Here is a 24,954-nt window from a genome sequence, read left to right as displayed (position 1 = left end):
GTTCTACACTAAGAACATTCTGCTTAACGAAGGCATTCGTGCTTGGATGGCTCCGACCGACCAACCCCACGAAAACTTCATCTTCCCTGAAGAAGTTCTGCCTCGCGGTAACGCACTTTAAAAAAATCAGGATTTGGATTTCAGCTTAATTTATGTTTTTTAAATTCAAACTAGAAATCCAAATTCCTATTCACCGGGTGGACGCAGTGCTCCTGCGGTCACCCGGAGAACAAAAAAACCGAAATCCAAAAACTAACATCGTTGGAGGTTCTACCGCGTGGTAACGCTCTCTAATTCCTATGCAAGCGGTCGCGACCAAGAATCCTCCGGATTCGCTTGGTGGTCAGGCAACGCTCGTTTGATCAATCTCTCAGGCAAACTGCTGGGCGCCCACGTCGCTCACGCTGGTTTGATTGTGTTCTGGGCTGGAGCAATGACTTTGTTTGAAGTCGCTCACTTTATCCCAGAAAAACCAATGTACGAACAGGGCTTAATCTTGATGCCCCACGTCGCTACTTTGGGTTGGGGCGTCGGCCCCGGCGGTGAAGTTACAGATATCTTCCCGTTCTTCGTAGTCGGCGTTCTGCACTTGATTTCCTCTGCGGTTCTCGGTTTGGGCGGCATTTATCACGCCGTTCGCGGCCCAGAAGTTCTCGAAGAATACTCGAACTTCTTCGGCTACGACTGGAAAGACAAGAACCAGATGACCAACATCATCGGCTATCACCTGATTTTATTGGGTGGCGGTTGCTTGCTGCTGGTTGCTAAGGCCATGTTCTTCGGCGGTGTCTATGACACTTGGGCTCCGGGCGGCGGCGACGTGCGTATTATCACGAACCCAACCCTCAACCCCGCTGTGATTTTTGGGTACTTGGTTCGCGCTCCTTTTGGTGGCGAAGGCTGGCTGCTCAGCGTTAACAACATGGAAGACATCATCGGCGGTCACATCTGGCTTGGCCTGATTTGTATCTCTGGTGGTGTTTGGCACATTTTGACCAAGCCTTTCGGCTGGGCTCGTCGCGCCTTAATCTGGTCTGGCGAAGCTTACCTGTCCTACAGCTTGGGCGCTTTGTCCCTCATGGGCTTCATCGCTTGCTGCTTTGTCTGGTTCAACAATACTGCTTACCCTAGCGAATTTTACGGCCCGACGGGCCCGGAAGCTTCTCAAGCACAAGCTTTGACCTTCCTGATCCGCGACCAACGCTTGGGTGCTAACGTCGGTTCTGCACAAGGCCCTACCGGTCTGGGTAAATACCTGATGCGCTCTCCTACTGGCGAAATCATTTTCGGTGGTGAAACGATGCGTTTCTGGGATTTCCAAGGCCCTTGGTTGGAACCCTTACGCGGTACTAACGGTTTGGACTTGAACAAAATCAAGAATGATATTCAGCCTTGGCAAGCTCGCCGCGCTGCTGAGTACATGACTCACGCTCCTTTGGGTTCTTTGAACTCTGTGGGCGGCTTGGCAACTGAAGTTAACGCCTTTAACTATACTTCTCCCCGTTCTTGGTTGGCCTGTTTCCACTTTGTGATGGGTTTCTTCTTCTTGATCGGCCACTTGTGGCACGCTGGTCGCGCTCGCGCGGCTGTCGCTGGCTTTGAAAAAGGTATCAATCGCGAAAATGAAGCGGTTCTTTCTATGCCTGATTTGGACTAATCATCGGCCTTGTGCTGATGTGATTGTCTAATCAAAAAAAGCTCCTGCTTAACGGCAGGAGCTTTTTTTTAAGCCAATATCTCGAAAAAGTGGCGTTGCGATCGATGTTAAGCCTTTCTCTGAATTACTCCACAATTCTTGAGACTTGACTATTTTGATGAGTTCGGGTAAAGAACTTGCAGGCCGGCTCTACAAAGTTTATATTTAATTAAGGTACAAAAGTTTTAATCACACAAAATTGACAATAGCAATAGGAAGTTGCAGTTTGAAGGTAGATCCTTAGCTGTGCAAAACTAATCTACTTTTATTAAATGCCTGTGCTTTCAAAAATTGATAACACGCACAAAACTTTTTAGCCAATTACTATTATTGCTGGGAAAGCAAAAAATTAAGAATGGACTCATTAAAGCTCGAAAATGTCCAGGTGATTTACGATCGAGCAAATTTACTCGATCGCATCGCCAACCGCATTCGCCGCTCTCTAGAATTGCCAGAAATTCTCAGCGCCACAGCAGCGGAACTTCAATCGTTCTTGGGAACAGACAGGGTAAAAATCTATAAATTTCATAGCGATGGCAGCGGTGAAGTGATTGCTGAATCAATTAACGGCAAACGCTTGCCATCATTATTGGGGCTGCATTTTCCAGCAGACGATATTCCCCCTCACGCCCGCGAACTGTTCGCCCAAGTACAGGTGCGATCGATCGTCGATATCGATTCCGGGTTGCTAGGCCAAAGTCCCCGCCGCGACGAGGTTTCCGATCAAATGCTGCCCGATGAAGTGCGCTTTCGGGCGATCGACCCCTGCCACGCTGAATACTTAACTGCACTCGGCGTTAAAGCTTCCTTGGTAGTACCAATTTTTCACGACCAAGAATTGTGGGGGTTGTTGGTATCTCACCACTCCCAGTCCCGGAGTGTCGCAGAGGAGGAACTGCAAGACGTTCAGATGGTGGCAGATCACCTCGCCGTCGCGATCGCCCAATCAACCCTCCTCTCCCGAACCAAGGCCAAAGCTGAGCGTGAAGCTGCCGTCAACCGCGTCGCCGCAGCCCTGCACTCCCAGCCCGCGATCGAACTGCAAGCAGCTTTGGCAGAATGTGTAGCTGCACTAGAGGCCGTAGGCGGCAGGCTTTGCATTTTCCACAGCAACAATCTCACGAGTTTACTACCCTACTCGGACAATTCCACAGAGGCACTCAAAGTCTACACTTGTGGCTCAGGCCCGAGAATGCCTATTTCTGCCAAATACCAGCAGATAGAGCTATACAGCGTCTGGCACGAATATTTTAACTCCAGCGAGCAACAGGTTTGGGCAATTCCCGACTTGTACAAAATTAGCAGTTTGAGAAGCCTGCAACCTGCATTTCGATCGACAAAAATCCGCAGCATTTTAATCGCACCACTCAGAACCAGGCAGCAAATATTCGGTTACTTGAGCATTTTTAGAGAAGAATTTGACACCGAAACTCTCTGGGCAGGACAATTAGATGCCGACGGGCGACTCGCTCAATCTCGGATATCTTTTGAAGCGTGGAAAGAGTCAAAAACAGCCCAGATTCGCGAATGGAATGCTGAAGAAATTGAATTATTACAAGCTTTTGCTAGCCATTTTTCTCAGGTAATTAACCAATACCAACTATACCAAGAAATAGAGGCACTTAACGCTAATTTAGAAAATAAAGTTCAAAAACGTACCGATCAAATGCAACAGTTGACCCAACAGCAGCTAGTGCTGTTTGAAGTGGTGGCTAAAATGCGGAAATCTCTCGACTTGAACGATATTTTTACCACGATGTCCCAGGAAGTGCGACGGGCTTTAAATGCCGATCGCGTTGGGGTTTACCGTTTCGATCCCGCATCGGAATTTAACGACGGGGAATTCGTTGCCGAAGATGTTTTTCCAGATTTTAGATCGGCAATGGCAGTCCGAGTAAACGATCGCTGTTTTGGAGAAAACTACGCCAATCTTTACTCTCAGGGGCGAGTACACGCATTGGCAGACATCAGACAAGCCGGATTACAAGATTGCTTTCGGAAAGTATTGGAGCAATTTCAGATCAAAGCGACTTTAGTTGCACCGGTGATGAAAGGCAGCGAGCTTTGGGGGCTGCTATGCGTGCATCAGTGTTCGGATCCCCGCAACTGGGAATCTTCCGAAATTCAGTTTCTCACTCAAGTTTCTGCCCAGTTAAGTATCGCACTAGAACAAGCGGATTTGCTCGCTCAAACTCAGCAGCAAGCTGTTGATTTGCAGCAAGCTACTGAACAGCAGCGGATACTATTTGAAGTGGTAGCAAAGATTCGAGAATCTCTCGATATTAATGCAATTTTTAAGACGGCAACTCAAGAAGTTTGTCAGTTTATGCAGGTTGATAGAATTGCTGTATATCGCTTTAATTCTGATTGGAGCGGAAAATATGTTGCCGAGTTTGTGAAAGACGGTTGGATCAGATTGGTAGGGGAAGATATCAATACGGTTTGGGAAAATAGTTATTTGCAGGAACACCGAGGTGGTAGGTATCTCAATAATGAGATTCTAGTCGTTGACGATATCTATCAAGCTTGTCACTCGGAGTGTAACTTCACTATTTTAGAGCATTTTCAGGTGCAGGCATATGCGATCGCGCCAATTTTTGTAGGACAAGAACTTTGGGGTTTGTTGGCAGCCTACGAACATTGTGGGCCGCGCTGTTGGGAAAGTTCAGAAGTTAAGTTTTTAGCTCAGATTGCCAATCAGTTAGGCGTAGCTATCCAACAAGCCGATTTGCTGGAGGAAACGAGAGGTCAATCAGCACAAATAGCTCAAAATTTCAAAGACTTGCAGCAAACTCAAGCTCAATTGATTCAGACTGAAAAAATGTCTGGTTTGGGGCAACTGGTGGCGGGTATTGCTCACGAAATTAACAATCCAGTTAATTTTATTTACGGCAATCTCAATCACGCTACTGATTATACTAAAAATTTGCTGAGTTTGCTGGAACTTTACCAGCAGCAATATCCCGATTCTAGTCCTGAGATTGGCGAGTTGGCAGAAGATATTGACTTGGAATTTCTGCGGTCAGATTTGCCGAAGTTGCTATTGTCTATGCAGGTGGGAGCCGATCGCATTCGTCAAATAGTTTTGTCTTTGAGGAATTTCTCTCGTCTGGATGAAAGTCAAATGAAGGATGTCGATATTCACGAGGGCATTGACAGCACGCTGTTAATTTTGCAGCACAGGCTGAAATCTAATGGGGACAGTGCCAACATTCTGCTAATTAAGGAGTACGGAAATTTGCCTCTGGTTGAGTGTTATGCTGGACAGTTGAATCAGGTGTTTATGAATGTGATCGGAAATGCGATCGATGCTTTGCAATCGAACCAGTTGAGCGATCGCAATTCAGTGAGTCCTCAAATTAAAATCTCTACTGCTGTCGGTCAACTTAATGGCAATGTTCCGAGCGCGGTGATTCGGATTGCTGACAACGGTTCTGGAATTTCGGAATCGATGAGAGAACGCATATTTGACCCTTTTTTCACGACTAAGCCAGTGGGCAAAGGTACTGGATTGGGACTGTCAATTAGTTACCAAATTGTGGTAGAGAAACACGGCGGTGTTTTAAAGTGCTGTTCAGAATCTGGTAAGGGTACTGAATTTGCGATCGAGATTCCGATCCGACATCAGCCAGCAGTCAGCAGTCAGTAGTCATTAGGATCGGAAATTAAATAATTTACACAAGCTTGTGGAATGGGCGTCCCGCCCGTTCAGAAAGGACGGGCGGGATGTCCATCCCACAATAACAATAAAGATTGTAAGTTATTTAATTCTCATTCCTTAGTTATTGTAGGGTGCGTCAGCGGGCTAAATGTTTTCGTCACCTGCTCAAGGATTCCGGCCCCGTGACGCACCCTAAGGTTAGCTTTGTTGATGTAGAGTCTGCGTTTCAACCGCCGAGTTGAAGAGAGTTCGATCGCCCGCAAGCGTTGCTCGCAGAATAGGTTTGCCCCAAAACATGGTAAATTGAATAGCCAGACAGACTTTTGTCAAAGTACAGAACTGAGCGCTTGTAGTCGATCGCCCGATACGCCATGCCAGATTCCGAATTCTCAGATGATTTAAAATGGACGGCCCAAGCTAAGGCCAAGCTAAAAAATATTCCCTATTTTGTCCGGGGACAAGCCCGCGTGCGGATCGAGCAATTGGCCCGCGAAGCCGAAACAGAAGTCGTCACCATTGACTTAGTTGAGCAAGCTCGCATCGAGTTTGGACAATGAGGGATCGAAATGTACCCTAAAGCTTTAGACTATAAAATGCGTTGTAAGGACAAGGATTTAAAAAAGTAGTGCGGAAAATAGTTATAGCTGGCAACTGGAAAATGTACAAAACTAGGGCAGAATCCCTAGAGTTTCTTCAAGGATTCATGTCCTGCCTGACGGAAACCCCAGAAGAACGGGAAGTCGTGCTTTGCGTTCCCTTCACAGATTTGAGTGTCCTCTCGAAAAACCTGCACGGAAGCCGGATTAGACTCGGTGCTCAGAATGTCCACTGGCAAGAGTCTGGAGCTTATACTGGTGAAATTTCCGGGCAGATGCTGACAGAACTTGGCGTGCGCTACGTCATCATCGGGCACAGCGAGCGCCGTCAATATTTTGGGGAAAGCGACGAAACGGTGAATTGGCGGCTGACAACTGCTCAGAAATCCGGTTTAATTCCGATTCTGTGCGTGGGAGAGACGAAGCAACAACGGGATGCCGGGGAAACGGAAGCTCATATTTTTTCTCAGTTAGCGCAGGATTTGGTTGGTGTTGACCAAGATAACTTAGTAATAGCTTACGAACCGATTTGGGCGATCGGCACTGGCGACACTTGCGAAACGAAGGAAGCTAACCGAGTTATTGGTTTGATTCGCTCTAAATTGACTAATCCTGACGTGCCAATTCAGTACGGTGGCTCTGTGAAAGGAGAGAATATTGATGAAGTTATGGCGATGCCTGAAATTGACGGGGTTTTGGTTGGCGGTGCTAGTTTGGAAGCTGCCAGTTTCGCTAGAATTGTCAATTATCAATAACTGGTAAGTGGAACAAGGGCAGCGGGAAGGAGAAAGCGATCGCCTACAATTGTGATATGCCCTTGAGATACTTTAAGTGTTTGTCCGATCGGGAGAATTGACTTATGATTGCGATCGTTAAACCAAAACCTGCCTTAGAAGAGTTCCTGAAACTTCCTGAAACTGAACCTGCATCAGAATTTATTGACGGAGAAATCCTTCAGAAGCCCATGCCACAAGGTGAACACAGCGTACTTCAAGGTGAGCTCTGCAAGACCATCAATGAAGTAGCACAAACTCAAAAAAATGCCAAGGCTTTTCCTGAATTGCGCTGCACTTTTGGCGGTAAGTCGATCGTACCAGATATCGCAGTATTCCGCTGGGAAAGAATTCCTTTTTTGGCTTCGGGTAGAATTGCCAACATCTTTGAAATTAATCCAGACTGGTCGATCGAAATTTTATCCCCAAACCAAAGCCAAACAAAAGTCCTTGGTAAATTGCTGCACTGTTCGCGACACGGTACTGAGTTGGGTTGGTTGCTAGATCCTGAGGAAGAAAGTATTTTAGCAGTATTTCCCGGACAAAAAGTAGAATTTTACCGAGGTACAGATCGGTTGCCAATTATTAATGGAATTGAATTAGAATTGACGGTCGATCGTGTTTTTAGCTGGTTGAGTTTTGGTTGAAGAATCTTGGACGCATCAGACTCTAAGAAACCGGGGCTTTTTAAGATTGGTTTTTAGTGTGGAATGCAAGTCGGCTCTCAGGCTGCGGACTTGCATTCCACACTACAAACCGTTTTTTTCGTAGTGTGGAATGCAAGTCGGCTCTCAGGCTGCTGCGGACTTGCATTCCACACTACGAACCGTTTTTTTCATGGTAATTGACCGGACAGGATATCAAACCTAAAATCTTGAATCTAAAATCTCACTCGCCATGACAGATAACCCAGCCAAAATTATCATTAGAAATAAAACTTTCGAGTGGGGAAAACGCACTTATTTGATGGGTGTTTTGAACGTAACTCCTGACAGTTTTAGCGACGGGGGCGATTTCAATACCATAGAATCAGCTTTAGCGCAAGCTGAAAATATGGTAAAATCGGGGGTAGATATTATTGATATTGGCGGTCAATCTACCCGGCCCGGTGCAGCGGAAATATCCTTAGAAGAAGAGATCGATCGCGTTATACCTGTGATAGAAATGCTGAGGCAAAAAGCCGATATTTTTAGCTCAGTTCCGATTTCTGTCGATACTACCAGAGCGCAGGTTGCTCAAGCTGCGGTTGAGGCGGGGGCTGATATTGTCAATGATATTTCGGGAGCAACTTTTGACTCGGAAATGCTGTCAACAGTTGCTCAGTTGCAAGTGCCGATAATTTTGATGCACATTCGGGGAACTCCCCAGACGATGCAAAAACTCACAGATTATCAGGATTTAATTGGGGAAATTCTGGATTTTTTGGAGAGTCGAATTGTGGCCGCTGTGGCTGCGGGGATTGATAAATCTCAGATAATTATTGACCCCGGTATTGGTTTTGCTAAGACTTACAATCAAAACTTGGAAATTCTGCGGCAGTTGCCAAAATTCCGGGGTTTGGACTGTCCGATTTTAGTAGGAGTATCGCGCAAAAGCTTCATCGGTCAGATTTTGAATCAGCCGGAAGCTAAACAAAGAATTTGGGGGACAGCGGCGGCTTGTACAAGTGCGATCGCAAATTCGGCAGATATTTTGCGAATTCACGATGTCAGAGAAATGCACGATGTTTGTTTGGTTGCCGACGCTATCTTCAGAAATCAATCTTGAGCGGTTGATTGGTCGATTAGTTTGAGTTCTCGCTCTCCACCGTGAGCGTGCGGCTGGATATCCGGCATGGAACCCATCAACTCGTTGAGGGCTTCTGTCATGTTTCTTGGATCCATAAACAGAATTTTGGCGTTGTCGCTTTCGCCTAGTTTTTGTTGAGCGTCTAAGTATTTTTCAGTTACTAAGTAATTCAAAACTTGCTTGCTGTTCGGATGGGAGTCTAAAGCTTCAACTAAGAGCCTCATGTACTCCTTAGTGCCGATCGCCTTATTGACCATTGCTTGCCATTCGCTCTTGGTGGCGCGCTCCAATTCCATAGCTTCTTGCACCCTTTTCGGAGGTGTAATGCTTTGAATTTCTACGCGAATTACTTTGACGCCCCAAGTTTCGGTAGCTTCGTCCAACTTCTTGAGTAACTTTTTATTCATGTCATCTCGGGAACCCAAGATGTCTTGCATGGGCAATCGACCAATTTCAGCGCGAAACGTCGTTAAAACTAAGTTGGCGATCGCATTTTCAATTTGATCGATTCCATAATAAGCTTTCTGCAAATTCACAACCCGCCAATACACAACGGCATCGACTTCTAGGGCCACATTATCGCCCGTAATTGCTGATTGAGGTTTAATATCTAAAACTCGTTCGCGGCTGGTGTCCACGCAGACGACTTTTTCGATCAGGGGACTGATAAAGTGGAATCCGGGCTTGAGGGTGCGCTTGTATTGGCCCAAACGTTCGACTAAAGCTTCGTCGCCACCACTGACTATTTTCACGCTTGAGTTAACAGCGTAGCCGAGGATGAGCGCAAACAGCATGGTGAGAATAGACTGCCCCATTTCTACTTTCCTGCTAAGGTTGACTGAGAATCGATCGGGAATATACTCTAATTTAACTCAAAGTCTGCCGCACAGTGCTAAAATATCTCGACTGTTAATAATGAGATCAATGGTGGGCCGCCATGTGTTCGGACTCTGACGAAGCAGTCAGTAACTCAGGGAATCAACGCCACTGAGCTTGTAAGAGAAATCAAGCAAGCTGCACTGACCAGCCTAAGCCTTAACTGGCTACGTTATTTAGGTCATGACACCCACCGGATGCGAAGCTAGTCCCTTGCTCTGTCGCTAGTAGTTAAACAGCCTTAAAGTCACGCTCGACAGTGCTGCTAGCCTGACAAGCCTTTATAACATTGGCGAAGCTAACTTTACCCCGAAAGGGAGATTGAGGACAACCATCCTCGCCAGAGGGGCAACCATACCCCTCTACCCCGCAAGGGGATTCAATGCGATTGAAATCGCCTGGTCGTTTTCCTAGGAAGGACTAAAGTCTCTGAGCTTCCCACTTACCGAGCTTTTTTGTGAAACCCAGGATATCAACAACACATTTCCACAAAAGACATGAAAAACGATCGAGAGTTTCGCCCTTTCAAACCTTTTACCTGGATTGGCCCAAGCATTTTGGTGGCTGGAATGTGGGCATTGGGAGTTGTCCCACCCGTACAAGCTGAATCAACCACGGTGCAAATTGCCCCAAACTTGCAGTCGCAGAACTTGCAGCCACCGCGCCGGGGGCCCGCAGTTCGCGAAGTTCTATCCTACGAGATGAAGGGAGACGAACTTAAGATTTGTAAACAGGAAGGCAACTCTGAGAAAAAGTGCCAAGTTGTAGGCAAAGGTTACACGGTGGGTTTGAGAACGGCCAACGACCTCTACGGTCAAGGAAATATTGTCAATGCCGAAGTTTTGTACCGACAACTAATCGCTCGCTATCCCAAACAAGCCGATGCTTATTATAAGTTGGGAAGTCTGCTGTCGGGGCAAGGTAAAATGAGCGATGCGATCGTCCAATACCAGAAAGCAATTGAAGTCAACCCGCAGCACGCCAAAGCTCACAACGATTTGGGCGTGGCGATGGCAAGTCAAGGAAAGTTGCCCGAGGCGATCGTGCTGTGGAGACAAGCCGTTAAAATTAACAGCCAGTATCCCGATGCTTTAAACAATTTAGGAGTCGGTTTATACCAGCAAGGGGCGAAGGAAGACCAAGCAGAGGCCCTAGCCAGTCTCAAAAAAGCTAAGGAGTTATTTATCAAGCAGGGCAGAACTCAAGCAGCTACGAGAGTAGATAAACTTTTGGAGGAAATCAATTCGCAGTCGAGCGGCTCTTAAAATCATTATGTTCGATATAGCTGAAATAAAAAAGGTTTGATCGTTCGGACTTTAGTCCGCATCTTCTAAGGACTAAAGTCCGAACGATCAAACCAATCTTAATTATGGTCATCCAAGCAGATATGAGATCGATAGTCGATCGCTCGAACATAGAGATAAAAAACAGAGGCGGCGATCGAAATCAATTAGCCTTCAACGGCGGTTAAACACGCCGATAAGCCTCAACCTAAAGCATTTCCTTCAAAACTTGTAAAATTACATCTCCATCCACGCGATCGCTCACAGCGGCCTCACCCAAGCGCACCGGTAGCACAAAGCGCACCTTGCCATCCTGCACCTTCTTATCCAGTTGCAAAGTCTTCAAAATCTCCTCAATATCGACACCTGCGGGCAACTTAGCAGGTAAAGCAGCTTTGGCAATTAAAGCAGATTGGCGGCGATCGCACTCAGCATCCCACATTCCCAACTCCACAGCCAAGCGGCTGGACGCAGCCATACCAATTGCCACACCTTCGCCGTGATTAATTACCTTGTAATTAGTCAAACTTTCTACAGCATGACCGATCGTGTGACCGTAATTCAAAATCGCCCGCAAACCAGACTCCTTCTCATCCTTGCTTACCACCTCAGCCTTAGCTTGGCAAGACCTGCTCAAAATTTCAGCCAACAAATCCGCCTTCACATAGCGCATTTGATCCAAGCGCTTGCAGTTTTCCAACTTCCGGAACAATTCAGCATCCCAAATCACCCCGTACTTAATAACTTCCGCCATCGCCGAACGAAACTCGCGCGCCGGCAGAGTTTTGAGAACATCCGGGTCAATCAAAACCAAACGCGGCTGATGAAAAGCCCCAATTAAATTCTTCCCCGAAGGATGATTGACCCCCGTTTTGCCGCCAATAGAAGCATCAACCATCGCCAGCAGCGAAGTCGGAACCTGCACCACATTAATTCCGCGCAGCCAAGTCGCCGCCGCAAAACCCGTCATATCCCCAACCACTCCGCCGCCCAAAGCCACCATTGTCGAGGAACGTTCCAACCGGTTAGCCAAAGCCGCATTGTAAATCTTCTGGATGGAATTTAAAGTTTTGTACTGTTCGCCCGGTGGTAAAATGCAGGTACTGACTTCTAGACCAGCCGATTCGAGGGCTGCGGTTGCTCTTTCGCCGTAGTGCCGAAAAATCGACTGATTTGAGACCAAAAGAACTTTTTTGCCCAAACTTAGATCGCCCATCAGGGTACCGAGCTCGTCTAAGCCGCCCGTTGGCGTAGCCCCCGTAGGGGATCGCACGCAAATATTGTAAGATTGTGGGCCCAAGTCAACTTTAATTATCGATTGCATATTTATCTAATTTAGATTATAGATTTTAGATTATAGTTCTTAATAGGTCTTTTTATTGATTATTTTGGAGAAATTGCAATGAGTCTTACCGGAGCAATAGCTTATTTTGGAATTTTCGGTGGCATGGTTGGCTTGGCGACAGTGCTGATGTTTGGTCTCCGGGCTGTCAAACTCATCTAGTTTGTTAATTTAGATGTCTGAACCAGAGAATTTTATCTCTGGTAAAAGTAACATCGGGCCGATCGCATTTTTGCAAAAAATCTCTAGTCAGATCTATAGATTTATGTCGTAAGTGCGATCGACCTTATTTAAATAATAAATTTAAAATTTAAATATAATAAATTTAAATCAAACTACACTTCGCAGTCATGAAAGTTATCTCAATCATCAATATGTTGAGGATTTCCTGGAAGCAAAAATCGAAGTTAAATATCAAGCCAGGTTTCAGTTTATTTGCGATCGCCCTTTGCCTCACCTTTCTTACCAATGCCTGTGGCTCTGGATTTAACCGATCGCTCAAACCTCTCCGAGTAGGAATTACAAGTTGGGTGGGTTTTGATATCGCATTGTATGCCCAAGCGTCAGGAATCTTCAAGCAGCGAGGGCTAAAGGTTGAATTGATACGATTTGAAAACCAGCAAGATTCCAGTCGGGCAGCGATGCGTGGCTCATCAGATGCAGCATTTACATCTTTCTGGGATGTTATGCAGGTCGATTCTGGCGATAGCAAACCTCTAGTATTAATGACCACAAATATCTCGGCTGGGGCAGACGGAATTGTTGCCCAGCAACGAATTAAATCTGTAGCAAACTTGCAGGGAAAAAAAGTAGGAGCAAAGCTAGGAACCGTCAACCATCTAATTTTACTAGAGGCATTGAAAGTGAATCAAATTAAGCCCTCTAATGTTCAGATTTTGGATTACTCCAATGAAGTATCAGCCCAGAAAATTAAGGAAGGTGAAATCGATGCAGCGATATTATGGGAACCGATGCTGGGGGACACTGCCAAGAGCATTAATGGCAATATAATTTACACAACCAAGCAAGTAGACAGTTTGGTGATTGATACCTTAATGTCCAGTGATAAGATAGTGAAAGCAAAAAAAGCCGAACTAAAGCAATTTATGCTGGCATGGTTTGATGTAATGCACGCAGTTAAAACTCAGCCGAAAAAAGTGTTTAAGGCGGTTGGAAAGCAATTGGGACAAAGTGGTGAGTCTTTTGCCAATGATTATGCTGGATTAAAAAAAGGTGATATGACCTTAAATCGGCGAATGTTTGCCCCAGAAGGTAGGCTCAAATCTGCCAAGGCAGAAATTGTCGAATTACTCAAATCCGATCCGCGTCATAATCGAGTAATTCGGCAAGATGTGGAGATTGATTCCACCCTTGTCAATGAAGCAATAGCGGAATGGAAACCATGAGCCAACAAGCTAGAAAGAACTTATCTCGCCAACTATTATTGGGCTTTACTGTTTCTCTGGCAACTGTTGGCTTAATCACCTTGGGATTCAACTACTTTTTGATGCAATCACAATTACAGAAAGAACTAGAACAACGCGCCCGATCGATTACCCAGGGAGTGGGGTTTTCCACGGAAGGATTAATCGAATTGGGGAATAGGAGCATTGTCAAGCGCGTGGTGCAAAACTATGCTACCTTGCCGACAGTGGTGGAAGTGGCGATCGTCAGTCCCGATGGCCAAACCCTTGCCCGGAGTGGATCGGCACTCAAAAATCCGGCCTATGCTACTATTCATCCAGAATTAGAGCAAATATTAGAGCGATCGGCCGAAACAGGTTTAGAAACAAGTTTCAGAACCAACATAGATGGTGAGTCAGCTTTAGTCGCAATTTTGCCCTTTAGCAGTACCTTGTTTCGTCAGGGAAATCGGCGCGGGTTGGCGATCGCGATTCTGAATGCCGAAGAAATGCGCCAGCAAGTATGGCAAACTTTCTATACTTCCACCGTCACCCTGCTGATTGGGATGACTGCAATTTTAGGACTGATGACGATATTAATTCAGCATATTGTATTACACCCACTCGAACGTTTGAACAAAGCAGTTATCGACAGGAATGGAATTGATAACTTTGTCATACCCAGTGGATTACCAAATAATGAAATCCAATTTCTAGCCCAGACAATTCAATCCGCAGCTATACGAGTAGAAACATATCAACAAGAACTCCGACTGCAAGCCCAAGATTTAGAAAAAGCAATCAGCGAATTGCAAAAGGCTAAAGAAATCGCCGAAATTGCCAACCGCACCAAAAGTGAATTTCTGGCTAATATGAACCACGAACTCCGAACCCCACTCAATGGCATTTTGGGTTATGCCCAAATCCTCCAACACGATCCGACGACTACTCCCAAACAGATGAAAGGATTAGGAGTAATTCACCAGTGTGGTTCCCATTTACTCACTCTGATTAATGATATTTTGGATTTGTCAAAGTTGGAAGTACACAAGATGGAACTTGATCCCCAAGATTTCCATCTAGAAAAATTCCTATCCTCCACTGTGGATATGTGCCGGATCAAGGCAGAACAAAAAGGCGTGGATTTTCGCTATCAGCCGGCTAGCAACCTGCCCATTGCAGTCCATGCTGATGACAAACGACTGCGACAAGTGTTGTTGAATTTGCTCAGCAATGCTATTAAATTTACTGATGTTGGCAGTGTCAGTTTCCGAGTTGAACCTGTGGTAAAATCAAGCGATTTTGGTGCAGCCCAAAGAATTCGATTCAAGATTAAAGATACTGGGATTGGCATTGTTTCGGAAAAATTATCGAAGATTTTTTTACCTTTCGAGCAAGCTGGAAAAGGCGATCGCAACAGCGAAGGAACTGGCTTGGGGCTTGCCATCGGCCAACAAATTATCCTGAAAATGGGCAGCGAAATTCATGTCGAGAGTGTACTTGGTGAGGGTAGTAGCTTCTGGTTTGAGGTAGATTTGTTGCCAGCATCGGATTGGATGACAGAAGATGCGATCGCCGATCGCAAAGTCATCGGCTATCAGGGCGAAAGACGCAAAATTCTGGTGATTGACGATCGCCCTGAAAATCGCCTCATTATCATAAATATGCTGGAACCCCTAGGCTTCCAAGTGGCAGAAGCTGACAACGGACAAACGGGCTTAGACATGGCCATTCAAATGCTACCAGACTCGATCGTTACCGATATCCATATGCCAATAATGGATGGGTTAGAAATGACTCGCCGCCTGCGACAACTGCCAAACTTTGCGACTACGCCGATTATTGCTTCTCCAGCCACTCTGTCTCAGGTAGACATACAGGAAAGTCTGGATGCTGGTTGCAATAGTTTTTTCCCGAAGCCCATCGAGTTTACTGGATTGTTGAACCAATTACAGAAACACCTGGAATTGCAGTGGATTTATGAAGAAATGAAACTAGATGCCATGAAAATTACTGAGAATAAAGTCCATGAGGTTAATATGGTAATGCCACCAGTTAAAGAACTGACAGCCCTCTATACCGCCGCCCAGGGTGGTTTTATGAGTGATATTCACCAGGAAGCCGATCGCCTGAAAAAATTAGCACCCGAATATATAGTCTTTGCTAACCGAGTTTTAGCACTAAGTCAACAGTTTGATGAGGAAGCCATTATTCGCCTAATCGAACCACTACTTTAGCTACTTTATTTTTGAATGTATAAACCTGTTTATTATCAATAAAAAATTTGATTCAAATTACTATATAATTGAAAAAAAACTATTTATTCTTTTTTCCTTCCTTTTAACCTCTTACATCCATCCCTTATATCCGTTACATCCGTTAGACAACCCGTTGCCGAACTTCCTGCTTCCTGCTGTTTATATATTGGAGTTTCTAATGTCAGTCAATTCCATGTCCGCAGACAAGACTATTTTAGTTGTAGACGATACTCCCAGTAATCTGCAAGTATTATTTGATGTATTGAGCGAACATGACTACCGGGTGGCGATCGCCAAAAATGGTGAAACCGCTCTACAACGAATTCAATTATCTCAGCCCGATTTGATTTTGCTAGATGTCATGATGCCTGGAATCGATGGCTTTGAGACCTGCAAACAGCTCAAAGCCAATCCTGATACTCGCGATATTCCGGTTGTTTTTATGACAGCCCTTTCCGACTCAGTAGATAAAATTAAGGGGCTAAGTTTGGGTGCAGTGGACTACATCACAAAGCCGATTCAGTGCGAAGAAGTATTGGCCCGGATTCAGGTGCATTTACAACTACGAAATGCCACACGCATCATGGAACAACGTACCAAGGAACTCAACGAAGCATTAGAAAATCTAAAACAAGCCAAAACTCATTTAGTGCAAGGCGAAAAAATGTCTGCCCTCGGCCACTTGGTGGCGGGAGTAGCCCACGAAATTAACAACCCGGTGAATTTCATTCATGCTAACCTAAACCCCGTCAAAGAATACACTGAATATTTGTTAGACTTTGTGCAACTTTACCAGAAACATTATCCAAATCCGGTTCCAGAAATCCAGACACGGGCAGAAGAAATTGATTTAAAATTTTTGCAATCAGATTTGGTTAAAATACTCAATTCGATGAAAATAGGTACGGATCGCATTCGCGAATTGGTGCTTTCTCTCCGCAATTTCTCCCGCTTGGATGAAGGCTACTGCAAAGCGGTTGATATTCATGTAGGTATTGACAGCACTCTGTTGATTTTGCAACACCGTCTAAAAGGTGGACAAAATTGTCCTGAAATTCAAGTCATCAAAAATTATGGGCAGTTACCACAAGTCCAATGTTATCCTAGTCAACTAAACCAGGTGTTTATGAATATCCTGAGTAATGCGATCGATGCTTTGGAATCATCGGGTGTCAGCAATAACCAAGAACCTAGGATTACGATTCGTACTTTCATTAGTAGTGATGATGCGATCGCAATTAGTATTGCCGATAATGGAGTCGGGATCCCGGAACCCATTCTTTGTCTATTATTCGATCCGTTTTTCACTACCAAACCTCTTGGGAAAGGCACTGGTTTGGGGCTGTCAATCAGTCATCAGATTATTACTGAAAAACATGGTGGTAAGATTGAATGTTCTTCGATTCTGGGGCAGAGTACGGAGTTTGTTGTGAAAATTCCAGTAAAATAACTTCTACTCCGCTTCTCAAAACCATCGATATGTCCCATTCCACCGATATCATTACCCTCGCCCGCTGGATGGCGGCCGACTTCAGCAACCAAGCGCAAGCCTTTGAAAATCCGCCATTCTTCGCGCACATCCGCGTCTGCATGAGACCCCTACCCACAGAACTTCTGGGCGGGATGAGCTTGTACCTAGAACAAGCCTATGATATTGAACTCAAAACTCCGTACCGAGTCCGAGTGTTAAAATTAGTCCCGATGGGCGATCGCATCGACATCGAAAATTACGCGATCGTCAACGAAGAGCAATTTTACGGCGCCTCCCGCGATCTCCAAAAGCTCCAAGAACTCAACAAAGCCGAATTTAAACTAATGCCGGGGTGCACCTTTATTACACACTGGACGGGCAGCAGCTTCAAAGGGTGTGTCGAACCCGGAAAAGGCTGCATGGTGGTCAGAAAGGGCAAAAATACCTATCTAGATAGCGAATTCGAGATCGATGGAGACAAATTCACCAGTCACGATCGCGGACGCGACCCAGAAACCGACGCCCACGTCTGGGGAGCCCAGGCCGGCCCCTTTGAATTTACCCGCTGGGCTAGCTTCGCCGACGAAATTCCGGTTTGATGCCGAAAAACCAAGTCCAGACTTGGCCAACACGCTTGATTAAAGGTTCACAATGCACCAATACCTGGTACATTAACCCAGTATTGGCAAGCAAGATTCACCGTTGATTTATGAAAGTCCTGGTTATTGGTGGCGATGGCTATTGCGGTTGGGCAACCGCACTCTACCTTTCTAACAAAGGTCACGAAGTTGGCATCCTCGACAGCTTCGTGCGGCGGCATTGGGATCTGGAACTGTGCAGCGACACCCTCACTCCCATTGCACCGATTCAGCAACGACTCCAGCGATGGCAAGATTTAACGGGTAAGTCGATCGACTTGTTCGTCGGTGACATCACCAACTACGATTTTCTCAGCAAAAGTATGAGAAAATTTGCACCAGAGGCGATCGTCCATTTCGGCGAACAGCGATCGGCGCCCTTCTCGATGATCGATCGCGAACACGCAGTCCTCACCCAAGTCAATAACGTCGTCGGGACACTGAACCTGCTGTACGCCATCCGCGAAGATTTCCCCGACTGTCACCTAGTGAAATTGGGGACAATGGGCGAATACGGCACGCCGAATATTGACATTGAAGAAGGCTACATTACGATCGAACACAACGGCCGCAAAGATACACTACCCTATCCCAAACAGCCTGGCAGTTTTTATCACTTAAGTAAAGTCCACGATTCCCACAATATCCATTTTGCCTGCAAAATCTGGGGTTTAAGAGCCACCGACTTAAATCAGGGAGTCGTCTACGGCGTACTCACCGAAGAAACTGGCATGGACGAACTGTTAATTAACCGTTTGGACTACGACGGAGTATTCGGAACAGCCTTGAACAGATTTTGCATCCAAGCTGCGATCGGGCATCCTTTGACAGTTTATGGAACTGGCGGACAAACCCGCACCTTCTTAGACATTCGGGATACCGTGCGATGCGTCGAATTGGCGATCGCCAACCCCGCCGCCGCCGGAGAATTCCGCGTCTTCAACCAATTCACCGAACAATTTAGCGTCGGCGACTTAGCCTCATTGGTGCAAAAAGCAGGCATGGCAATGGGATTAAAAGTAGAAATCAACAACCTCGAAAATCCCAGAGTCGAGAAAGAAGAACATTATTTCAATGCCAAAAACACCAGTTTGTTAGGCCTCGGCTTGCAGCCGCACTACCTCTCAGATTCCCTGCTCGATTCTCTGCTGAATTTTGCTACAAAATATCAGCACCGCGTCGATAAAAACCAAATTTTGCCGAAGGTTTCTTGGCGACGGTAAATTCGGGCACAAGCTGCGGGAGAGAGTTTTGGCATTACATAATTCTGGCATGAATCTTGTGGGGTGGGCTTCTAGCCCGCCCCAAAAATAATGATTTTCAGCTTTGATAAAATTCCAAATCATCCCGCAAATATGCAACGCTATTTTTTTAACGAACCGCGAAGGCGCGAAGGGCGCGAAGTAAGAGATGAGAAGGGAAGAGAAGAACTGCTAGCTTGGTTGGGAATAAATATGGCAACCGCGCCCGATGGTTATGACGTTCTTAATTGCTGAAACATCAGGCTCGATTCCTTCTTCCTTCTTCCTTATATACCGTGAAAAGTCGAATTCTCATCTTGTTGCTTTTAGTTGTTCTGCCGGGATTTTCTGCCAGTGCAGTTTGTGCTTATTATTTAATACCGGAATGGGCTGCACTAACGGCGAGTTATCAAAATTACCGCCTCAAAAGCGAATCGCCTTCGGCTACGGAAAAGGAAATCTTAATTGCCAAAACTGCACAGGAAATTCACCGAATTAACTGCTTTGCTGAAGGTGTGGGATTGCTTTTAGGTGGGATAATTTTATCAATTGGCATTCAGGGAATTTGTATCTTGCCGGAACAACCTCTCGATCGCAAATAACTTCAGATGAAGCTGCTGACAGAATCTTACTTAAACCAAAAAATGCGGTGGCCGAATACAGGTCGCCACATTTTAGCACAATTTGACGATGATACTGTTGTTGTCTATCAAGCTTACCGTCCGGCGATCGGTCACTTTGCAGCGGAACGCGGTTATTTCGGCGGCGAGTTCAGTCTTAACCGCATGAGTTGGATTAAGCCAAACTTTCTCTGGATGATGTATCGTTCGGAATGGGGTACAAAACCCGGACAAGAAGTAATTTTGGCGGTTTCGTTAAAGCGATCGGCTTTTGACGAAATTTTAGCATCTGTCGTCCATTCCAATTTCGTTTCAGTAGTGTACGGAAGCGAAAAAGAATGGAAACAAGCTGTTAAAAATTCATCCGTGCGGCTGCAATGGGACCCAGACCACCATCCCAGTGGCGCGAAACTGGAACGGCGGGCAATTCAACTCGGCTTGCGTGGCAGTTATCTTGCCAGTTATGCCCAAGAATGGATTGTTAACATTGAGGATATTTCAGAATTTGTGCAGCAACAGCATCAATATAATACGGGCGATCTTGCCCAATTACTTACTCCTCGCGAGGCAGTGTATCCTGTTACTAACCCCGACATTTGCCAAAGACTGGGAGTATCGATTTCCTAAACAATATATCAAAGAATATAGCCTTTCTCAAAAAGATGAGGTATGTCTGGTAATGGGGAATTGGTAATTGGTAATTGGTAATTGGCAATTGGTAATCGATAGTTTCTCTAAGCTTTCTGAGGTTTCTGGGAGTAAAGACGCTCGCCCGCAGTGTGTGTTCTCTCTACTGAGAGTAGCAGAATTTGGCATACCTCATCTTTATGAAAACCTGTATAACTACAGCTTTCTTCCTTCTTCCCTCTTCCTTCTTCCTTCTTCCCTCTTCCTTCTTTCTTCTTCCTTTGTTTTATGAAAATTGCTCTGTTCACTGAAACATTTTGGCCAAAAATAGACGGCATTGTGACGCGCCTGATTCACACTGTAGATCACTTGCAGCGATCGGGCGAACAAGTTCTGATATTTTCTCCAGATTACGGAATTACAGAATACAAAGGTGCCCGAGTTTACGGTGTTGAGGGTTTGCCTTTACCGATGTACCCGGAACTGAAAATGGCACTGCCCAGTCCGGCGATCGGTCAACAATTACAGAAGTTTCAACCGGATCTTATTCATGTTGTCAATCCCGCTATTTTGGGATTGGGCGGGATCTATTACGGCAAAAAGTTCAATATTCCGATTTTGGCTTCTTACCACACGCATTTACCCAAATACTTGCACCATTACGGTTTTGGAATGCTCGAACCATTGCTGTGGGAATTGCTCAAAGGGGCGCACAATCAAGCTGAATTAAATCTGTGCACTTCTACAGCAATGGTGGATGAGTTGAGAACTCATGGCATTGAGCGAGTAGACTTGTGGCAGCGCGGTGTAGATACGGAAATGTTTGTCCCCGAATTGGCAAGTCGAGAAATGCGATCGCGCCTTTCCCAAAATAACCCAGATAGTCCCTTACTTCTCTACGTCGGTCGCCTCGGCGCAGAAAAAGAAATCGAATCCATCAAACCAGTCCTCGCCGCCATTCCCGGCGCCCGCCTCGCCCTAGTGGGAGACGGCCCGCACCGCCAAACCCTCGAACAATATTTTGCCGGCACCCCCACAAATTTTGTTGGCTACCTCAAGGGGCAAGAATTGGCTTCTGCTTACGCATCTGCTGATGCCTTCATTTTTCCCTCCCGTACCGAAACCCTGGGCTTAGTGCTCCTCGAAGCTATGGCTGCGGGGACTCCCGTAGTGGCGGCTCGCAGTGGCGGAATTCCCGATATTGTCACAGACGGTGTTAACGGCTATTTATTTGACCCCGCCGATGAAGCCGGAGCTCTGACTGCTACCCAGCGCCTGTTTGCGAATCCCGAAGAACGAGAAACCCTCCGCCAAAACGCTCGCTCTGAAGCCGAACGCTGGGGTTGGGCTGCGGCGACTAACCAACTACGAGGCTACTATCGATCGGTCGTATTTGCCCAGTCCATGGCCTCTGCTGCTTAAATTTGACAAGATGTCGCGATGTTAAACATCACCGACAGCTTAGCTTCCATCCCGAGGCAGTTTCTAGCGAGGAGGAATGTCCTCAAAGATCGATCGAACTTTTTTGAGGCTTTGATTGCGGTAGCTATCCTGCTGTTGCGTTTACCATTAAACTATGAATAGCTTTGGAATGCTTCGCGGGCGGCAAAACTGGGGCGCGGCGGCAGCCGACCGGATACGGTCGCCGAGTGCGCTAAAACAGTCACACCGCCCAGCAGCCGAGCACAGAGGGTAAAATATACATCGCCCGCGATCGATCGAACAAAAGCCTAGAAGCTCGTTTTCAGGCTGCCAGCGTTCCGAAGTCAAGTTCAGCTCATGCCTGGCGAACTCTCATCAGTATCGATGTTGTAACAAAAAAAAGATCGAGCATCTCTAACAAGCAAACTGAAGTTTCATCCGCCAAAGAATGAACCCATTATTCATCAAACCGACAATCGAATGCTGAGTTGAAAAGCAAACAACTTAAACAGTTTGCACCGCAGAATCTAGCACCGCGATCGACCAGCCGGTCAATCTACCCCTCTGAGCAAGCAGTTAATCATGACATTCTCCAATGCTGGTAGCGTTCTGGCTACACTGACTCAAGTCAATTTTATGGGGGCATTGACCTCTCGTGTTAAGAGCTTGCCAGTTACTGAATTAGTGTGCCTGCTGGACTTTGTAACGGCTGAATTTCAGCAATTTATCCGGGCAATGGACCTGATTAACAATGAAGCACTCGAAACTCTCTTAGAGCAACTGTTAGATGCCTTCACTGTCAAAATTGGTCAAATTTTGCAAGCAGACCGGACAACAATTTTTTTGGTAGATGCCAACAAAAATCAACTGTGGCACAAAACAGTGGATGGGCTCACGGGCGAAGATATAGAAATTCGCTTGCCGATGGATGCAGGCATTTTAGGCTACGTAGCAACTACTGGAAAATCGCTCAATGTCTTGCATGGTAGAGAACACGAGCATTTTAATGCCGAAGTAGACGAACCGCCGAACTACCGGGTTGAGACTATCCTCTGTATGCCGATTTTTAGCAGTAAGAGCCAGCACGAACCCGTAGCGGTGGTGAGACTGTTAAACAAAGCTGGCAATGCCCCCTTTACCGAGGAAGACGAACAGCAGTTTCAGGCTTTTGCAGATTCGATCGGGATTATTCTCGAAAGCTGTCAGTCTTTCTACGTCGTAGCCCGCAACCAGCGAGGGGTTGCCGCACTTTTGAGAGCTACCACGACTTTGGGTCAAAGCCTTGACTTGGAAACAACTTTGCGATCTGTAATGGATCAAGCTCGGGACTTGATGCAAGCCGATCGCAGCACGCTATTTTTATTAAATCCCGAAACCAACGAACTTTGGACAAAACTCGCCAAGGCCGACGGCAAAACGATGATGGAAGTCCGCATTCCTGCTAACAAAGGAATTGCAGGCTACGTGGCTTCGACCGGTCAAACTCTAAATATTACAGATGCTTACGACGATCCCCGCTTTGACCCATCTACAGACCAGCAAACGGGATATCGCACTCGCACTGTCTTGTGTATGCCGGTTCATAACGCCAAAGGTGAGCTGATTGGGGTGACTCAACTAATTAATAAGACTCAAGGCACTTTCACAACTTCCGACGAAGAGTTTTTGCGAGCATTTAATTCCCAAGCCGGAATGGCGCTGCAAAATTCTCAACTGTTTCAGAACGTGATGGTGGAAAAGCAGTATCAAAAAGATATGCTGCAAAGTCTTTCAGATGCAGTCATTTCCACCGATTTGCAGGGGCGAATTGTCACAATTAACGAAGCCGCGCTGGAATTGTTGGGCTGTCCGGTAAATCAAGATAAAAGCAAACACAATCTCGTGATTTGGGAAGATAAACTGATCGATCGCTATGTTTGGGAAGTTGTGCCGATCGATAATTTGCAATTTCGACTCGAAGACAGTCTCCTGAATGCTGCCAGACATTACGTTCCCGAACAAAGTTTAACTGTGGGACTGTTGGTGGAAACAACACTGGGTAGCGCAGCAGCAGATACAGAAGCAGAAAGTTACATTTTGGCCGTGCCCGATCGCAATGACCCCACCTTATATTACGCTTGGGGCGAAAACAGCGCCTGGACTGAGGAAGTAGCGCAGGCAGAATTAGCTAATTCCCAATCTCTATTTTCGCTGCGGAATGCTGACCTCTATCACCCTTATTGTCCCCTACCCATCTCCGGCTCTCGAATTAAAGTAATTGAACGCAGTTTGAATTTAACTGTCAACCCGCTGATCAATCCAGAAGGTGGCGCGCGCGGCGGTTTAGTGGTACTCGAAGACATCAGCCGCGAAAAGCGGATGAAAACCACAATGTCTCGCTACATGACTCCCGGAGTCGTAGATAAAATCATGGCCTTGGGCGAAGGCTCCCTGATGGTGGGCGAACGCAAAGAAGTTACTATTTTATTTTCCGACATTCGCGGCTACACCACTCTGACCGAAAATTTGGGAGCCTCGGAAGTTGTGGCCCTATTGAACCAGTATTTTGAGACGATGGTGGAGGCCGTTTTCCACTACGAAGGCACTTTAGACAAGTTTATCGGCGATGCTTTAATGGCGGTGTTCGGTGCGCCCCTGCCGCTCAATCCCCCGGAAAGTCACGGTTGGATGGCGGTGCAGTCGGCTTTAGATATGCGCCGGCGCTTGAAAGAGTTTAATGATTCTCGCCCAGGCGCCGATCCGTTTCGCTTCGGAATTGGGATTAGTTCTGGAGAGGTGGTTTCGGGAAATATTGGTTCGGAAAAGCGGATGGATTACACCGTAATCGGGGATGCGGTGAATTTGAGTTCCCGCTTGGAACAGCTTACAAAGGAGTACGGCTGCGATATAATTTTGAGCGAATTTACCTACAATTTGTGCCGCGAACGGATTTGGGTGCGAGAGTTGGACAAGGTGCGGGTTAAGGGCAAAAATCAGCCGGTCGGCATTTACGAGTTGCTGCAAATTAATTCCGATCCCCTCGATGGGGAAACCGAAAGGTTTTTGGAACTTTACAACAACGGCCGCCATGCTTATATTGCTAGAAATTTTCAGCAAGCTATTAATTATTTTGAGGCGGCTTTAGCTATGCGACCGAGCGATCGACCTGTGGAAGTTCAGATCGAGCGATCCCTCAGCTATTTGGAAATACCCCCGCCCGACGAATGGGACGGCGTGCATACTATGACAAAAAAGTAGCATATTTTATCATATCCGAGAG

Annotated in this window: 22 protein-coding genes and 1 pseudogene; 20 read left to right on the top strand and 3 right to left on the bottom strand. The window is 46.2% G+C overall.

All coding sequences use genetic code 11. The annotated features are described in order from the left end of the window. The 7 genes and pseudogenes from JGK14_RS17715 to folP form a co-directional block, all read left to right on the top strand. Positions 1-121, top strand: a pseudogene (locus JGK14_RS17715) (photosystem II D2 protein (photosystem q(a) protein)); the annotation flags it as partial. Between the two features lie 156 nt (positions 122-277). Continuing rightward, positions 278-1,657, top strand: a complete 1,380-nt coding sequence (gene psbC / locus JGK14_RS17710) for a photosystem II reaction center protein CP43 (RefSeq protein WP_293151178.1) — start codon at positions 278-280, stop codon at positions 1,655-1,657. A 394-nt stretch (positions 1,658-2,051) separates the two neighbouring features. Further along, positions 2,052-5,345, top strand: a complete 3,294-nt coding sequence (locus JGK14_RS17705; RefSeq protein WP_325315326.1) for a GAF domain-containing sensor histidine kinase — start codon at positions 2,052-2,054, stop codon at positions 5,343-5,345. A 383-nt stretch (positions 5,346-5,728) separates the two neighbouring features. Continuing rightward, positions 5,729-5,914, top strand: coding sequence for a PCP reductase family protein (locus tag JGK14_RS17700; protein ID WP_293183127.1), 186 nt, complete (start codon positions 5,729-5,731; stop codon positions 5,912-5,914). A gap of 68 nt (positions 5,915-5,982) precedes the next feature. Further along, positions 5,983-6,708 (top strand): triose-phosphate isomerase, encoded by a 726-nt coding sequence (gene tpiA, locus JGK14_RS17695; protein WP_293183121.1) that lies wholly within the window; start codon positions 5,983-5,985, stop codon positions 6,706-6,708. A gap of 104 nt (positions 6,709-6,812) precedes the next feature. After that, positions 6,813-7,373, top strand: coding sequence for a Uma2 family endonuclease (locus JGK14_RS17690; RefSeq protein ID WP_325315325.1), 561 nt, complete (start codon positions 6,813-6,815; stop codon positions 7,371-7,373). 250 nt (positions 7,374-7,623) lie between these two features. Continuing rightward, positions 7,624-8,493 carry a dihydropteroate synthase gene (gene folP / locus JGK14_RS17685; protein ID WP_325315324.1) on the top strand — a complete coding sequence of 290 codons (870 nt, stop codon included), beginning with the start codon at positions 7,624-7,626 and terminating at the stop codon, positions 8,491-8,493. On the opposite strand, the gene JGK14_RS17680 is transcribed toward folP, so the two are convergent. Next, complete coding sequence (locus JGK14_RS17680) at positions 8,484-9,329, bottom strand: SPFH domain-containing protein (RefSeq protein WP_293157580.1); 846 nt, start codon at positions 9,327-9,329, stop codon at positions 8,484-8,486. The two genes, folP and JGK14_RS17680, sit on opposite strands and share 10 nt — an antisense overlap. A 558-nt stretch (positions 9,330-9,887) precedes the next feature. On the opposite strand from JGK14_RS17680, the gene JGK14_RS17675 reads away from it, so the two are divergent. Further along, on the top strand, positions 9,888-10,655 hold the full coding sequence (locus JGK14_RS17675) for a tetratricopeptide repeat protein (RefSeq protein ID WP_293183115.1): 768 nt from the start codon (positions 9,888-9,890) through the stop codon (positions 10,653-10,655). 226 nt (positions 10,656-10,881) lie between these two features. Here JGK14_RS17675 and aroB read toward each other — a convergent pair whose 3' ends face one another. Next, on the bottom strand, positions 10,882-11,997 hold the full coding sequence (gene aroB / locus JGK14_RS17670; RefSeq protein ID WP_293183113.1) for a 3-dehydroquinate synthase: 1,116 nt from the start codon (positions 11,995-11,997) through the stop codon (positions 10,882-10,884). A 78-nt stretch (positions 11,998-12,075) separates the two neighbouring features. On the opposite strand from aroB, the gene petL reads away from it, so the two are divergent. From petL to JGK14_RS17625, 9 genes are all read left to right on the top strand, one after another. After that, complete coding sequence (gene petL / locus JGK14_RS17665; RefSeq protein ID WP_194010188.1) at positions 12,076-12,177, top strand: cytochrome b6-f complex subunit PetL; 102 nt, start codon at positions 12,076-12,078, stop codon at positions 12,175-12,177. Between the two features lie 188 nt (positions 12,178-12,365). Further along, complete coding sequence (locus tag JGK14_RS17660) at positions 12,366-13,421, top strand: ABC transporter substrate-binding protein (protein ID WP_293183111.1); 1,056 nt, start codon at positions 12,366-12,368, stop codon at positions 13,419-13,421. Beyond that, complete coding sequence (locus JGK14_RS17655) at positions 13,418-15,655, top strand: ATP-binding protein (RefSeq protein WP_325315323.1); 2,238 nt, start codon at positions 13,418-13,420, stop codon at positions 15,653-15,655. Before JGK14_RS17660 ends, JGK14_RS17655 begins: the two co-directional genes overlap by 4 nt. 199 nt (positions 15,656-15,854) lie before the next feature. Continuing rightward, the gene (locus JGK14_RS17650) at positions 15,855-17,126 is read left to right on the top strand and encodes a hybrid sensor histidine kinase/response regulator (RefSeq protein ID WP_293183107.1); all 1,272 of its coding nucleotides are present in this window, start codon (positions 15,855-15,857) and stop codon (positions 17,124-17,126) included. Between the two features lie 29 nt (positions 17,127-17,155). Beyond that, the gene (locus tag JGK14_RS17645; protein WP_293183105.1) at positions 17,156-17,746 is read left to right on the top strand and encodes a chromophore lyase CpcT/CpeT; all 591 of its coding nucleotides are present in this window, start codon (positions 17,156-17,158) and stop codon (positions 17,744-17,746) included. Between the two features lie 110 nt (positions 17,747-17,856). Then, positions 17,857-19,008, top strand: a complete 1,152-nt coding sequence (locus JGK14_RS17640) for an NAD-dependent epimerase/dehydratase family protein (RefSeq protein ID WP_293183103.1) — start codon at positions 17,857-17,859, stop codon at positions 19,006-19,008. Between the two features lie 90 nt (positions 19,009-19,098). After that, a complete protein-coding gene (locus JGK14_RS17635; protein ID WP_293203434.1) occupies positions 19,099-19,281 on the top strand; it encodes a hypothetical protein in 183 nt (60 codons plus the stop codon). A gap of 41 nt (positions 19,282-19,322) precedes the next feature. Continuing rightward, on the top strand, positions 19,323-19,628 hold the full coding sequence (locus tag JGK14_RS17630; protein ID WP_293203432.1) for a hypothetical protein: 306 nt from the start codon (positions 19,323-19,325) through the stop codon (positions 19,626-19,628). Between the two features lie 6 nt (positions 19,629-19,634). Continuing rightward, positions 19,635-20,273 carry a DUF4291 domain-containing protein gene (locus JGK14_RS17625; protein ID WP_293197011.1) on the top strand — a complete coding sequence of 213 codons (639 nt, stop codon included), beginning with the start codon at positions 19,635-19,637 and terminating at the stop codon, positions 20,271-20,273. A gap of 107 nt (positions 20,274-20,380) precedes the next feature. Here the strand turns inward: JGK14_RS17625 and JGK14_RS17620 are convergent, their stop codons facing one another. Next, positions 20,381-20,581 (bottom strand): hypothetical protein, encoded by a 201-nt coding sequence (locus JGK14_RS17620; protein ID WP_293277228.1) that lies wholly within the window; start codon positions 20,579-20,581, stop codon positions 20,381-20,383. Between JGK14_RS17620 and JGK14_RS17615 the strand changes: the two genes are divergently transcribed. The 3 genes from JGK14_RS17615 (at position 20,562) to JGK14_RS17605 (ending at position 24,932) form a co-directional block, all read left to right on the top strand. Then, positions 20,562-21,695 (top strand): glycosyltransferase, encoded by a 1,134-nt coding sequence (locus tag JGK14_RS17615; protein WP_325315322.1) that lies wholly within the window; start codon positions 20,562-20,564, stop codon positions 21,693-21,695. The two genes, JGK14_RS17620 and JGK14_RS17615, sit on opposite strands and share 20 nt — an antisense overlap. Before the next feature lie 18 nt (positions 21,696-21,713). After that, entirely contained in the window at positions 21,714-21,857 is a 144-nt protein-coding gene (locus JGK14_RS17610) for a hypothetical protein (protein ID WP_293183093.1), read from the top strand. A 420-nt stretch (positions 21,858-22,277) separates the two neighbouring features. Next, complete coding sequence (locus JGK14_RS17605) at positions 22,278-24,932, top strand: GAF domain-containing protein (protein ID WP_293183091.1); 2,655 nt, start codon at positions 22,278-22,280, stop codon at positions 24,930-24,932. The last annotated feature ends 22 nt before the right edge of the window (positions 24,933-24,954 follow it).

The organism is Microcoleus sp. PH2017_28_MFU_U_A (assembly GCF_020738035.1).
In the GTDB taxonomy this organism is placed as follows: Bacteria; Cyanobacteriota; Cyanobacteriia; order Cyanobacteriales; family Microcoleaceae; genus Microcoleus.
Note: the sequence above shows the minus strand (reverse complement) of the source record. Positions and strands in the feature narration are given on the sequence as shown.

Excerpts from the sequence above, each read along its gene's own strand:
- petL (WP_194010188.1), top strand. The coding sequence starts at position 12,076 with ATGAGTCTTACCGGAGCAATAGCTTATTTTGGAATTTTCGGTGGCATG.
- JGK14_RS17605 (WP_293183091.1), top strand. The coding sequence starts at position 22,278 with ATGACATTCTCCAATGCTGGTAGCGTTCTGGCTACACTGACTCAAGTC.
- aroB (WP_293183113.1), bottom strand. The coding sequence starts at position 11,997 with ATGCAATCGATAATTAAAGTTGACTTGGGCCCACAATCTTACAATATT.
- JGK14_RS17610 (WP_293183093.1), top strand. The coding sequence starts at position 21,714 with ATGTTAAACATCACCGACAGCTTAGCTTCCATCCCGAGGCAGTTTCTA.
- JGK14_RS17645 (WP_293183105.1), top strand. The coding sequence starts at position 17,156 with ATGTCCCATTCCACCGATATCATTACCCTCGCCCGCTGGATGGCGGCC.
- JGK14_RS17655 (WP_325315323.1), top strand. The coding sequence starts at position 13,418 with ATGAGCCAACAAGCTAGAAAGAACTTATCTCGCCAACTATTATTGGGC.
- JGK14_RS17705 (WP_325315326.1), top strand. The coding sequence starts at position 2,052 with ATGGACTCATTAAAGCTCGAAAATGTCCAGGTGATTTACGATCGAGCA.
- JGK14_RS17625 (WP_293197011.1), top strand. The coding sequence starts at position 19,635 with ATGAAGCTGCTGACAGAATCTTACTTAAACCAAAAAATGCGGTGGCCG.
- JGK14_RS17680 (WP_293157580.1), bottom strand. The coding sequence starts at position 9,329 with ATGGGGCAGTCTATTCTCACCATGCTGTTTGCGCTCATCCTCGGCTAC.
- JGK14_RS17660 (WP_293183111.1), top strand. The coding sequence starts at position 12,366 with ATGAAAGTTATCTCAATCATCAATATGTTGAGGATTTCCTGGAAGCAA.
- JGK14_RS17675 (WP_293183115.1), top strand. The coding sequence starts at position 9,888 with ATGAAAAACGATCGAGAGTTTCGCCCTTTCAAACCTTTTACCTGGATT.
- JGK14_RS17640 (WP_293183103.1), top strand. The coding sequence starts at position 17,857 with ATGAAAGTCCTGGTTATTGGTGGCGATGGCTATTGCGGTTGGGCAACC.
- JGK14_RS17615 (WP_325315322.1), top strand. The coding sequence starts at position 20,562 with ATGAAAATTGCTCTGTTCACTGAAACATTTTGGCCAAAAATAGACGGC.
- JGK14_RS17650 (WP_293183107.1), top strand. The coding sequence starts at position 15,855 with ATGTCAGTCAATTCCATGTCCGCAGACAAGACTATTTTAGTTGTAGAC.
- JGK14_RS17700 (WP_293183127.1), top strand. The coding sequence starts at position 5,729 with ATGCCAGATTCCGAATTCTCAGATGATTTAAAATGGACGGCCCAAGCT.
- JGK14_RS17690 (WP_325315325.1), top strand. The coding sequence starts at position 6,813 with ATGATTGCGATCGTTAAACCAAAACCTGCCTTAGAAGAGTTCCTGAAA.
- JGK14_RS17635 (WP_293203434.1), top strand. The coding sequence starts at position 19,099 with ATGATTTTCAGCTTTGATAAAATTCCAAATCATCCCGCAAATATGCAA.
- folP (WP_325315324.1), top strand. The coding sequence starts at position 7,624 with ATGACAGATAACCCAGCCAAAATTATCATTAGAAATAAAACTTTCGAG.